This window comes from Niallia oryzisoli (assembly GCF_043641075.1).
Taxonomy (GTDB): domain Bacteria; phylum Bacillota; class Bacilli; order Bacillales; family Cytobacillaceae; genus Bacillus_BD; species Bacillus_BD oryzisoli_A.
Map to the genome: position 1 here is coordinate 1 of NZ_JBHZRC010000028.1, position 12,595 is coordinate 12,595.

Annotated in this window: 11 protein-coding genes, 1 tRNA gene, 1 other RNA gene and 1 other annotated feature; of the genes, 2 read left to right on the forward strand and 11 right to left on the reverse strand. The window is 40.1% G+C overall.

Features of this window, described 5'->3' with window-relative positions; translation table 11 throughout:
• Positions 1-320: 320 nt before the first annotated feature.
• From ACHUFV_RS27250 to tadA, 7 genes are all read right to left on the reverse strand, one after another.
• Complete coding sequence (locus ACHUFV_RS27250; RefSeq protein ID WP_394239598.1) at positions 321-584, reverse strand: pro-sigmaK processing inhibitor BofA family protein; 264 nt, start codon at positions 582-584, stop codon at positions 321-323.
• Positions 585-682: 98 nt separating this feature from the next.
• The gene (locus ACHUFV_RS27255) at positions 683-901 is read right to left on the reverse strand and encodes a YaaL family protein (RefSeq protein WP_394239589.1); all 219 of its coding nucleotides are present in this window, start codon (positions 899-901) and stop codon (positions 683-685) included.
• Positions 902-1,039: 138 nt separating this feature from the next.
• A complete protein-coding gene (gene recR / locus ACHUFV_RS27260; RefSeq protein WP_394239590.1) occupies positions 1,040-1,636 on the reverse strand; it encodes a recombination mediator RecR in 597 nt (198 codons plus the stop codon).
• Between the two features lie 13 nt (positions 1,637-1,649).
• Positions 1,650-1,976 carry a YbaB/EbfC family nucleoid-associated protein gene (locus ACHUFV_RS27265; protein ID WP_394239599.1) on the reverse strand — a complete coding sequence of 109 codons (327 nt, stop codon included), beginning with the start codon at positions 1,974-1,976 and terminating at the stop codon, positions 1,650-1,652.
• 64 nt (positions 1,977-2,040) lie between these two features.
• Positions 2,041-3,753 (reverse strand): DNA polymerase III subunit gamma/tau, encoded by a 1,713-nt coding sequence (gene dnaX / locus ACHUFV_RS27270; protein ID WP_394239591.1) that lies wholly within the window; start codon positions 3,751-3,753, stop codon positions 2,041-2,043.
• Between the two features lie 250 nt (positions 3,754-4,003).
• Positions 4,004-4,269, reverse strand: an RNA gene (ffs, locus tag ACHUFV_RS27275) — signal recognition particle sRNA large type.
• Between the two features lie 77 nt (positions 4,270-4,346).
• On the reverse strand, positions 4,347-4,874 hold the full coding sequence (gene tadA / locus ACHUFV_RS27280) for a tRNA adenosine(34) deaminase TadA (RefSeq protein WP_394239592.1): 528 nt from the start codon (positions 4,872-4,874) through the stop codon (positions 4,347-4,349).
• Positions 4,875-5,036: 162 nt separating this feature from the next.
• Between tadA and ACHUFV_RS27285 the strand changes: the two genes are divergently transcribed.
• Positions 5,037-6,326 (forward strand): LysM peptidoglycan-binding domain-containing protein, encoded by a 1,290-nt coding sequence (locus ACHUFV_RS27285; protein WP_394239593.1) that lies wholly within the window; start codon positions 5,037-5,039, stop codon positions 6,324-6,326.
• A 110-nt stretch (positions 6,327-6,436) separates the two neighbouring features.
• On the opposite strand, the gene ACHUFV_RS27290 is transcribed toward ACHUFV_RS27285, so the two are convergent.
• The 4 genes from ACHUFV_RS27290 to guaB all read right to left on the reverse strand — a co-directional run bounded on the left by ACHUFV_RS27290 (position 6,437) and on the right by guaB (position 11,415).
• Positions 6,437-6,529: transfer RNA gene (locus ACHUFV_RS27290), tRNA-Ser, on the reverse strand.
• Between the two features lie 127 nt (positions 6,530-6,656).
• Positions 6,657-7,937: a serine--tRNA ligase gene (serS, locus tag ACHUFV_RS27295; RefSeq protein WP_394239594.1), complete on the reverse strand. Its 1,281-nt coding sequence runs from the start codon at positions 7,935-7,937 to the stop codon at positions 6,657-6,659.
• A gap of 89 nt (positions 7,938-8,026) precedes the next feature.
• Positions 8,027-8,245, reverse strand: a binding site (T-box leader).
• A gap of 162 nt (positions 8,246-8,407) precedes the next feature.
• Positions 8,408-9,757 carry a serine hydrolase gene (locus ACHUFV_RS27300; protein ID WP_394239595.1) on the reverse strand — a complete coding sequence of 450 codons (1,350 nt, stop codon included), beginning with the start codon at positions 9,755-9,757 and terminating at the stop codon, positions 8,408-8,410.
• Positions 9,758-9,948: 191 nt separating this feature from the next.
• Positions 9,949-11,415: an IMP dehydrogenase gene (gene guaB, locus ACHUFV_RS27305; RefSeq protein WP_394239596.1), complete on the reverse strand. Its 1,467-nt coding sequence runs from the start codon at positions 11,413-11,415 to the stop codon at positions 9,949-9,951.
• Positions 11,416-11,527: 112 nt separating this feature from the next.
• On the opposite strand from guaB, the gene ACHUFV_RS27310 reads away from it, so the two are divergent.
• Positions 11,528-12,484 (forward strand): YaaC family protein, encoded by a 957-nt coding sequence (locus ACHUFV_RS27310; protein WP_394239597.1) that lies wholly within the window; start codon positions 11,528-11,530, stop codon positions 12,482-12,484.
• The last annotated feature ends 111 nt before the right edge of the window (positions 12,485-12,595 follow it).

The window sequence follows — 12,595 nt, forward strand, 5'->3', positions numbered from 1 at the left end:
GCCAGCGTTCGTCCTGAGCCAGGATCAAACTCTCCAATAAGATTGTTTGACTTGCTCATAATTTAATGTCTTTTTTTAAAAGACTAAAAGTAAAACGTTGACGTTTTGTTGTTCAGTTTTCAAGGAACAATACGGCCGCTCAGAAGCGACTTTTATAATATATCACCTTCAGATATATATGTCAACAACTAATTTAATTATCAAATAATCTAATTGTTGGCGACTTAAACATTATACTTATTATTCAACACTGGGTCAACTTTTTTTGCAAAGAAAAAGAAAAAACAGAAAAGCCAATCCGATTGAGAAGGCCTTTCTGTTTATATAATCCACATATCAATTGCTACAAGCGCAAACATTCCAGGTATACCCAGGAAACCTGATACCGCTGATGTAATCAAGTTGATCGGAATATGGATTCCAAATTGATTTCCAAGCATATTCAGAAAAAACAAGAAAAAGGCTCCGATTATCAATTTTGCTGCTCCTTGGCTGATTAAACGTATCGGCTTTAACGGTGAACCATTGAAAAAAAGCAGGATAATAAGAACTCCTAAAATGGCTATAATCACAATTGGCTCCAACATCATTCTCCCCTTCTATCTTTGTATTACTATTCTTATGAATAGCCTGTACAAAATAGACCATTAAGGAAAATGTTAACTTGAAAATGAATCGACTATTATTTGAGAAGAGAAATATTTCTTTTTTTAGCTTCACGTAATAATAAGAGATATTTTGTCCTGGCTAATCTCGTTTGCAATTCCATTTCACCAAAAGGATCAAAGCTCTTTTTCGTTAATGTACTTTGATGATCCCACTCTCTCTTTAACCGATTTAATTGCACCAATAACTTTTCATCAAATTCTGCACGCAGCCAGCCTTTTCTCCGAAAAAACATTTGTTTACTCCTCCGTCGAATCAAATTGAGGACTTCCGCTGAATAAAAATCAAAATTGCTCATCGAACTTGCATCAGGATTTTCATCGAACGCTCTCGATAAATTGCCTTTAAAAAATCCGAAATATCCGCAGAAGGCTTACACTTCTCTTCTGCCTTCCATGGCTTTTGATAAGGTTACTTCATCCGCATACTCCAAGTCTCCTCCTACAGGTAAGCCATGCGCAATTCTAGTTGTTCGAATACCAGACGGCTTTAACAGACGGGAAATATACATTGCTGTTGCTTCACCTTCAATGTTAGGGTTCGTTGCTAGGATAACTTCCTTTACTGTTTCATCCTGGAGTCTTTTTAATAATGTTGGAATATTAATATCTTCAGGTCCAATACCGTCCATTGGAGAAATGGATCCGTGTAAAACATGGTAAAGGCCATTAAATTCCTTCATTTTTTCCATTGCAATAACATCCTTAGGGTCCTGAACTACACAAATAATCGTGCGGTCCCTTCTTTGATCCTCACAGATAAAGCAGGGGTCCTGATCAGTAATATGCCCGCATACCGAGCAATACGTTAAGTTTCTCTTAGCATTGACAAGAGCCTTAGCAAAATCCAATACGGTATCTTCCTTCATATTTAGGACAAAAAAAGCCAGACGAGCAGCCGTTTTAGGGCCGATTCCTGGCAATTTCATAAAACTGTCAATTAACTTGGAAATAGGTTCCGGATAATGCATCCTGCCTTACCTCCTAGAACATTCCAGGAAGATTCATTCCTTGAGTGAATTTCCCCATTTTTTGATTAGTCAACTCATCAACCTTTTTCAAAGCGTCATTTGTAGCTGCAAGAACTAAATCCTGAAGCATTTCCACATCTTCTGGATCTACAACCTCTTCTTTAATGTTGACATCGACAACTTCCTTATGACCAGTCATGATAACTGTAACCATACCGCCGCCTGCTGTACCTTCAATTCTTTGTTCTCCTAATTCTTCCTGAGCCTTTGCCATTTCCTTTTGCATTTTTTGCATTTGTTTCATCATTTTATTCATGTTACCCATTCCGCCGCCACGCATCATATTACATTACCTCCAATTAGTTTTAAGTTTTATCAATAGTTATACAATAAATGCAGCCTGATTAATCCTTTACTTCAATCAGGTCAGCACCAAACAGCTTTTTCGCTTCCGCAATAATCGGCTCTTCCTCAGGTGTCCCAAGCCCAGCTGCTTCACCGCCGCCTTCATCATCAGTGCGTTGATGTTTCACAAATGATTCGCGGATAGTTACCCATTGTTCTTCCGGCACACCTGTTACGCTCATTCTTTTACCGGTAAATTTTTGTAAGATAGAAGAGAGCGCTTCTACAAATTTATCATTATCCATTGCCATTTGACAGTGGATTTCATATTTAAATTTAATGACCAACGCCTGACTCGAGGCTGCAGCAGGCTCTGCTTCCTTTAGAAGTGCAGCCTGTGAACGCATTTGATTCGCAGTCAGTGCCTCAATCAGCTCTGCCCAACGGCCCTTAACAGCTTGAAGGTCCTGTTTTGTAGCGGACTTTAGGATTTCATTGATCCGCCCTGCCGGGGCCTGGAATCCTCTTCTGGCACTTCTTTGCGGCCGTTTTTGGACAGCCGCTTGAGGCTCCTCTTCCGTCACCTTTATTCCATGATGCTTTAATTCACTGATTTCATGCTCCAGCTGATTAATTCTTTGTATCAACTGCTCAACATCCGGTGAGTTTGCTGTCCCAGTGAAAGCTGCTTCAAGCTGACATAGCTTAACAACTGCTACTTCAAGGAAAATCTTCGGATGGTTCGTAAAGCGCATTTCCTGCTGCGTCTTGCTTAGCATATTAATGAGCTGATAAATTTCATCCGAATTTATATCCTCTGCAAGCGTCTTAAACTCTTCATCAAGCATCACACGCTCCAATGATTCCTCCAAATTAGGGGCTGCTTTATACAAAAGCATATCACGATAGAATAAAATGAAATCCTCGATAAACCTTGTCGGGTCCTTTCCCTGAAAAAGCAGTTCTTCTAATGATTCCAGTCCACTGACCACATCGTGATCCTTAATTGCTTTAGCGAGGTTTAGTAAAAAAACTTGGGAAACTGCCCCCGTCACTGTTAATGCATCATCTACTGTCACCTTTTCACTTCCAAAGGAAATGGCTTGGTCCAGGAGACTTAATGCATCACGCATACCGCCTTCTGCCGCTCTAGCAATAACATGAAGCGCATTTTCTTCATAATCCACCCTTGTTTCACGGGCTATGAGAGCCATTCTGTTGACAATCGATTGAGCTGTAATTCGTTTAAAGTCAAAACGCTGACATCTTGAAATGATTGTAAGTGGAATTTTATGCGGCTCTGTAGTTGCTAAAATAAAAATAACATGCTTTGGCGGTTCTTCTAATGTTTTTAAAAGTGCATTAAAGGCTCCAATGGAAAGCATATGGACCTCATCGACAATGTAGACCTTATACTTCACAGATGTAGGTGCATATTTCACTTTATCGCGAATATCACGAATCTCTTCAACCCCGTTATTTGAGGCTGCATCAATTTCAATGACATCAGGAATCGAACCATCTGTTATCCCACGGCATGCAGGGCACTCATTACAAGGCTCTGCAATTGGCGCCTTTTCGCAGTTAACTGCCTTAGCTAATATTTTAGCTGCACTCGTTTTTCCCGTTCCACGAGGTCCTGAGAATAAATAAGCATGTGAAATCTTGTCTTGAAGCAGGGCGTTTTGCAATGTTTTCGTAACGTGTTCCTGTCCAACCACATCAATGAAGCTTTGTGGACGCCATACACGATATAATGCTTGATAACTCACTTAAACGCCCCCTTCTGATTCTTGTCCTAAACCATTATAACGTATATATTTTCTATTATACAAAAAAATCATCAAATTCACCCATCGAATTTGCGTCCGGGTTTTTATCGATCTCGTTCAATAAATTTCTCTTAAAAATCAGTGACATCCGCCGGAGGCTTACTTTCCCTTACTAAGTGCTGTACTATTTGTTACATAAATAAAAAACCCATCCATTTAAGGATGGGTCTTATTAGTATAATTTAAACTGCCGTGCACCTTCCGTCGACTGATTCCCATAAGCGTTACTTAAGCAGTTAGCTCGATCCAGGCAACCCTGCGGCACATGGGATGATCCACTTAATGCTGCTTCCTTCCGGACCTGACATAGTTCATGGGTTCCCATTGCGCAGGACCCGGACGTCAACACCACTTACTTAAGGCAGACCCTACAGGAGATCAGCCTCGGGAAAGGAGTTCGGCCTCGCTAGAGCGGATTGCGAGTACAGGGCACCGCTACCTCCCCGCTTAGCACGGCAAAATTGATACCATATTGTTAGGCGTCCTTATCGACGCATGATTAGTATACTAATATTCAACTTAAAAAGCAATGTTTAATCACTTCCAAATTCTGTTTCAGCCGATAATTCCTGTTTTCGCTTCAGTTTCTCTGCCTTTTTTCTTTCTCTTACCGAACGAAAGAAATCAGTTAAGAGCTGTCCGCAGGTTGATTCAAGGACCCCAGCCACGACCTCACTTTGATGATTAAAGCGCTCATCCTGTAAAAGGTTCATAAATGTACCAGCACATCCGCCTTTAGGGTCCGCCGCACCGTACACAACCCGCTTGATCCGCGAAAGAATGATGGCCCCCGCACACATTGCACATGGCTCTAGGGTAACAAAGAGCTCCGCTTCCTCAAGCCTCCATGACCCAACAGCCGCACAGGCCCTGTCAATTGCCAGTAATTCAGCATGCGAGACTGCACTTTGATTCGTTTCCCTTAAGTTATGTGCCCTCGCGATGATTTCTCCATGGAGGACAATAACCGCACCAATCGGTACCTCTTCCAGCTTTTCTGCCTTCTTCGCCTCTTTAATTGCCTCCAGCATGTAAAATTCATCTGATTGATTTTCAAACATTAGACTATGATCCTTCCTACAATGGCTTATGCCTCAAGTATGATTAAAAAATTATATCATGATTCATCATTTCAAACATAAATTGATAATGACGTTTATTCTGAAGTGTTTCTATATTATCCATTTATATGATAAAGAAAGTAAGGCCTAGGAGGGAACTGCATGCAAATTTATGTAATAAGACCAAATCAATCGCTCACTTCCATTGCAAGAGCATTTGGAACAACAGTTAACGATATAGTAGAGGCTAATCAATTACCAAACCCAAATAATCTTGTTGTAGGTCAGACGTTAGTTATCCCTATCGTTGGAAGTTTCTATTGGGTTCAGCCAGGCGACACTCTGTGGTCCATCTCTGCCCGCTTTCGGATGTCTTATCAGGAGCTTGCCACAGTCAATAGACTTTCTGTTAATCAGCCCCTTGTTATAGGCTCCAGACTTTATATTCCACCGCGCCCCAAGAGCAGAGGAGAATTCAACGCCTATGTAGAGCCAAGAGGAACATCTGTTGCACCTATCTTGGAAACAAGTGCACGCGAGGCTGCTCCCTATTTAACCTATCTGGCACCTTTTAGCTTTCAAGCCCTTAGAGATGGGTCGCTAAAGGAACCTTTATTAAACAACTTCCCGGCTATTGCGAAAGCCAACAATAATGTGTTAATGATGGTTATTACAAATCAAGAAAATGACCAGTTTAGTAATGAATTAGGCCGGATTCTGTTAAATGACATGGCCATCCAAGACCGGTTTTTAAATAATATTGTTGCTACCGCTAATAAATACGGCTTTAGGGATATTCATTTTGATTTTGAATTTTTACGACCAGAGGACCGCGAGGCTTACAACCGGTTTTTACGAAAGGCAAAGGTAGAGTTTAATCAGCAAGGCTGGCTGCTGTCCACTGCATTGGCACCAAAAACAAGTGCAGAACAACAGGGAAAATGGTATGAAGCACATGACTACAAAGCACATGGACAGATTGTCGACTTTGTCGTCATAATGACATATGAATGGGGGTACAGTGGCGGACCAGCCATGGCGGTATCTCCTATTGGTCCTGTGAGAGACGTACTGGAGTATGCTATCACCGAAATGCCCGCATCAAAGATATTAATGGGGCAAAACTTATATGGCTACGACTGGACATTACCATTTGTCCAAGGAACAGTTGCCAAGGCATTAAGCCCGCAGCAAGCCATTTCCTTAGCTGCTGAAAGAAATGTTCCGATTCAATACAGCACCAAGGCACAGGCCCCATTTTTCAAATATACAGATGATGCAGGAAAGCAGCATGAGGTCTGGTTTGAGGATGCCCGCTCTATCCAGGCAAAGTTTGATTTAATTAAAGAGTTAGGGCTGCGAGGCATGAGCTACTGGAAGCTTGGCTTGGCCTTCCCGCAGAATTGGCTGTTAATTCAAGAAAATTTCAATGTAAGGAAAATCGGTCGATAAAGCATGCTCTGAGGCAGACTGCACCTGGCTTACGAAATAACAAAAAAACCGCTATCCAAAAGGATAACGGTTTTATCTCCAATTTTATGCGCGTTTGTTTTATATTTTTATGGCGGAGGAAGAGGGATTCGAACCCCCGCGCGGTTTAACCCGCCTGTCGGTTTTCAAGACCGATCCCTTCAGCCGGACTTGGGTATTCCTCCGTTTTAGACAAAATGAAATATATCATAGGATTTAATTAATTGTCAATACGTATTATGGAGCAATGTGAGTATTTTCCGGGCAATAATAGATTGCCCGGTTTTTTTACTTTTATTAACCGTATGAGATTTATCTTGGTGTGATAACCTCTCGATTTCCCATATATGGACGTAAGACTTCCGGAATCACAACAGATCCATCCGCTTGCTGGTAATTTTCCAAAATTGCAGCCACTGTTCTGCCAATCGCCAATCCAGATCCATTCAATGTATGAACATGCTCTGGCTTTCCTTTCGGATCGCGACGGAAACGGATATTCGCTCTACGCGCCTGGAATGCCTCAAAATTACTGCATGATGAGATTTCGCGATATGTGTCATAGCTTGGCATCCAAACTTCAATATCGTATTTTTTTGCAGCTGTAAATCCAAGGTCCCCTGTACACATACTCATTACACGATATGGCAATTTCAAAAGCTGAAGAACCTTTTCAGCATGTCCAGTTAAAATTTCAAGCTGCTCATAGGAATCCTCTGGCTTAACAAATTTAACAAGCTCGACTTTATTAAACTGGTGTTGTCTGATTAAGCCTCTTGTGTCGCGGCCTGCAGAGCCTGCTTCAGATCGAAAGCATGCACTAAATGCTGCATAGTTGATTGGCAGCTCTTCGCCACTTAGTATTTCATCACGATGCAAATTAGTAACTGGTACTTCAGCAGTAGGAATTAAGAAATAGTCATCGCTTCCAATTAAGAAGGCATCTTCTTCGAACTTTGGCAGCTGGCCTGTACCAGTCATACTTGCACGATTAACCATGTAAGGAGGAAGTACTTCTAGGTATCCATGCTCTTCTGTATGAAGATCAAGCATAAAGTTGAACAGTGCTCTTTCCAGTCTTGCACCTAATCCTTTGTAGAATACAAATCTGCTTCCAGTTACTTTGCCTGCACGTTCAAAGTCAAGAATAGCAAGATAGTCAGCAATATCCCAATGCGGCTTTGCTTCATAACTAAACTGCGGCTTTTCTCCCCAATTTCTAATTTCAACATTATCATCCTCTGTTTCACCAACTGGTGTACTCTCATGAGGAATATTCGGAATGCCTAATAGGATTGTTTCTAATGTTTCTTCCACTGTTTTAAGCTTCTCATCAAGAACCTTGATCTCATCGCCAACTTCACGCATTTCCTTGATAAGATGGTCTGCATCCTTTTTTTCACGCTTTAATTCCGCTACCTGTTGAGAAACTTCATTTCGCTTGCTCTTAAGCTTCTCTGATTCGACAATTAATTCACGGCGTGAAACATCTAAATCTTCAAAGCGGCCAAGCTCGGAAAGGTCCTCACCGCGGTGCTGCAGCTTTGCCTTTACTTCTTCAAAATTTGTACGTAATAATTTTATATCGAGCATATGAATCCTCCTCTAGTTCCACTTCAAGTAAAAGCAATGAAAAGAAAGCACTTAGGCCTTTTTTGAAATACAAAAAACCCCCGTCCCTAAAAAGGGACGAGAGTTACCCGCGTTGCCACCCTAGTTGAAGGCATACACCTTCCACCTTAAAACGATAACGGTTTTACCCGAGAGTAATTACTAACCAATAATGGCTTTCCATACTCTACTCAAGGATGGATTCACAAGTATCATCTGCCGATTTCCACCAACCACCGGCTCTCTTTGAGAATGACCCTCTTGCTACTACTTCCTCTCACTGCTTTTAAACGATATGGTATGTATTTGTCTTGCTAAAATTATCTATTTCCATTTTACTACAGGATTATGCAAAATTCTATTATAATCTTAAACATGTTCAAAGATGATCATTGCTGGAGGATATAGAAAAGGGATTCCCCTAAAGTGAGGAACCCCTTAAGCTCTACTTATTAAAACCAGCCTTTTACAGTTGAGGATACACTTCCCCATACATCGCCAAAGAATCCGCCGATTGCACGCATACTGAGAACAAACCAGTTTGCCTTTTCGACACTTTCTGCAGCAATTACATCCACTTGAGGACTCTTCCCATCAAGAAATTGAATTGGAGTGCCATCCTTTGTTTCAAGCTTAATGTAACCTACTTTATCGCCTTTTTTAATAGGAGCTGTTAATTCTCCATCTTTATTTAAAAGCTTTTTATCTAACACAAGGACTGGCTTATAGTTACCTTTCTCGCCCTTCTTATTAACTAATTTAATTGCTTCTTTTGTATAGACTTTTACCTGATTTTCTTTTCCTTTATTAACAGGCAATGTTTTTGTATTCTTTACTTGATAATGCTTCTTTAATACCTCTTCCTTGGAAAAGTTTCCAAATGCATAATCAAGCATTTTCTTTGTTTCATCGAATCTTGATTTATACGTTCCTTCTCCGCCTTCGCCTTTTGCATTCATGACAACGGTAATATAGCGGTCACCATCACGTTCAGCTGTACCAGTAAAGCAGTAGCCGGCAAAGTCAGTTGTTCCGGTTTTTAATCCATCTACACCCTCATATTTAAAAACTAGCTCAGGCAGCATCCAGTTCCAGTTATCCATTTTAATTTCATCATCAGTTCCTGCTCTAAACATTTTAGAAGGAATACTAGTCGTTTCTAATACTTCAGGAAAATCATTTATTAAGTGATAAGCCAAGGTTGCAGTAGCACGTGCCGACATAACATTTTCCTCTTCCGCTCCGCCGACTGAATGCATTCCTTTCAAATCACGGTTATTTAAACCAGTTGCATTTACGAATTTGAAGTTTTCTAAACCGAACTCATTTGCCTTGTCTGACATCATCTTTACAAAGCTCTCTTCAGAACCGGCGATCGTTTCGGCAATAGCAATTGCTGCACCGTTCGCTGAGTAGATTGTCATTGCCTCATAAAGTTCTCTAATTGAATACGTTCCATCTTTTCGTAAGGGAACATTTGATAGATCTCTATCTTGTGAAACATTATACACATAATCACTTACAGAATACTCCTGGTCCCACTTTACCTTTCCTTCTTTAACTGCCTCAAGAAGAAGGTATTCCGTCATCATTTTCGTCATACTTGCTATCCCAAGGACCTCATCGGGATTCTTTGCATACAATACCCTTCCTGTCTCAGCATCCACTAGTATAGCAGCATCTGCATTAACACCTAGAGTATCCTCCTCTGCACTTACAGGACTAAACCCCGTGAAGAGACTTACTAATAGTAGAATTGCCAGCAGTCCAGCAACCTGTTTCCGAAAAGTTTTCTTTTTCAATTTAAAGCCCTCCAACTTTTAATAACACTTTCGTATTTTAACATAAGTTATTATGAAAAAATAGATTGAGTAAATGCCTATTTTTCTGATAGCAGTATAGTAAGACTTTTACTAGTCTTTTTTATAAAAGAGTCAAGCAAATATCCATAAAAAAACAAAAAGCAGGGAGGTTATCCCTACTTTATTGTATGTTATTGAATAGAGTAGTTTGGAGCTTCCTTTGTAATTTGAACATCATGCGGATGGCTTTCTCTTAGACCAGCTCCACTCATTTTGATAAACTGGCTGTTTTCTCTTAAGGACTGCAAGCTTCCTGCACCACAATATCCCATACCGGAACGAAGCCCGCCGACAAGTTGATAGATTGTATCACTAAGCGGTCCCTTGTATGGTAAACGTCCTTCAATTCCTTCTGGAACGAACTTTTTATTTTCCTCTTGGAAGTAACGGTCACTTGAACCCTTTTCCATAGCTGATACAGAGCCCATACCACGATATACCTTGAAGCGGCGGCCTTGATAAATTTCTGTTTCTCCTGGGCTTTCTGAAGTACCAGCAAGCAAGCTGCCTAACATAACAGCATGTCCTCCGGCTGCAAGAGCCTTCACAATATCTCCAGAGTATTTAATACCACCATCTGCAATAATGGCTTTTCCATGCTTTCTTGCCTCTGTAGCACAATCATAAATCGCTGTAATCTGCGGTACACCAACACCGGCTACGACCCTTGTTGTACAAATGGAGCCAGGTCCAATTCCAACTTTTACAACATCTGCTCCAGCCTCAAATAGCTCTCTTGTTGCCTCTGCTGTTGCAACATTCCCTGCAATAATAGAAAGAGCAGGGTAGGTGCTTCGGATCTCTTTAACCGTCTCAATAACCCCTTTAGAATGTCCATGTGCAGTATCAATAACCACAATATCAACATTTGCCTTAACTAATGCCTCTAAACGGAGCATTGTATCCTTGGAAACCCCAACTGCTGCTCCGACTAATAAGCGTCCATGTTCATCCTTTGCAGAGTTTGGAAACTCAATAACCTTTTCAATATCTTTAATGGTAATAAGGCCTTGTAATACACCCTCAGAATCAACAAGTGGAAGCTTTTCAATTTTATATTTTTGTAGAATTTTTTCCGCTTCCGCCAAAGTCGTACCAACTGGAGCAGTTACAAGATTTTCCTTTGTCATAACATCTGAAATTTTAATCGAATAATCCTGGATAAAGCGAAGGTCACGGTTTGTAAGAATTCCAACAAGTTTTCTTTCTTCTGTATTATTTACAATCGGGACACCTGAAATTCGAAATTTGCCCATTAAATGTTCCGCATCGAAAATTTGTTTTTCTGGTGTCAGGAAGAAAGGATCTGTAATAACTCCGCTTTCTGAACGTTTTACTTTATCTACCTGTTCAGCCTGTTGCTCTACTGTCATGTTTTTGTGAATGATTCCGATGCCGCCTTGACGAGCCATGGCGATGGCCATTTCCGCTTCTGTAACTGTATCCATTCCTGCACTGATTAACGGAATGTTTAATTTGACCTTTTCCGTTAGGCTCACCTTTAAACTAACATCTTTAGGGAGCACTTCTGATTTTGCTGGGACTAACAATACATCATCAAATGTTAATCCTTCTTTGGCGAACTTACTTTCCCACATGAAAAAGACCTCCTGAACTGAAAAATATTATTAGTAGGTTATCAATTGGTTAAAATAATGTCAATGAAAGTATTTTAATTCGAATATTTCTGAAAATATGGAGGTAATTACTTTGAATCACTCATACACGGATTTTCACTCCTTTTTGCCCTTTTTCTCCGCCTCAGACACGCAATCATATTTAAAAAATTGCTATCAAAAATTATCAATAGACCAGGCAGAACAAAAAAGCTATGAGAACAGCTACCCTTTTATTTATTATTTGGAACACGCGCAAATTTATTACCAGCAGGCTGTTCAATCACCCCTTTTAATTCAGCCGATACTATTATTTTACGGATTTACCCACCTGATTAAGGCCTGCTTACTGACAACAGATCCTTATTATCCAGGGAATACCTCGATGCTGGCCCATGGTGTATCAACAAGAAAAAGAAAAAAGCAGCAATATGAGTTTTTTCAAGATGAAGTGAAATTTCAAAAGAATGGGTTACTATCCTGTATGTTAGAGAATTTGTTTAATATAAAGCATTCTGAGGGTGACAAAGCAACAATGTGTGAATTGTTTCAACAAATCCCTGAACTGCATAAGCTGTTCATTCAACTGGAGGGAAAACATACATATATCAAAGTGCCCATTCAACAGCATACCTTTTCATTTCCAAAGAAAATACTTGATGCCTTCCATATGACTGAGAACCGTTTTATTGACTTTTTACATACAGAGTCTTCCAATAGTTTATTATTCAAGGCAAGTTTATCAGATTGTTTGCTATTTGACTATCATGATTCGAATATTTGTTTACTGCCTGTTAAGTATAATTTAGAGGAACAGAACTTTTATTTTTCGCTTTTAAGAGGTAAGTTTTTATGTTATCCCGAAATGATTACACATTATTTATTGCTTTATAATTTAAGTATGATTTCTAGATATGAAACTGAATGGTGGAGCGAGTTGTTAAAAACGATGCCAAATAAGGATTATCCTTTTATTGTTCAGTTTTTAAAGCTGACAGCCAAAAAGGGACCGTTTCTTGTTTATCAGTTTTTATTTAATCGGTTATGTTAAAGACATAAAAAAAGAGTATCCAAATAGGATACTCTTTTTTGCTTGGCGGCGTCCTACTCTCACAGGGGTAAGACCCCAACTACCATCGGCGCTGAGAAGCTTAACTTCCGT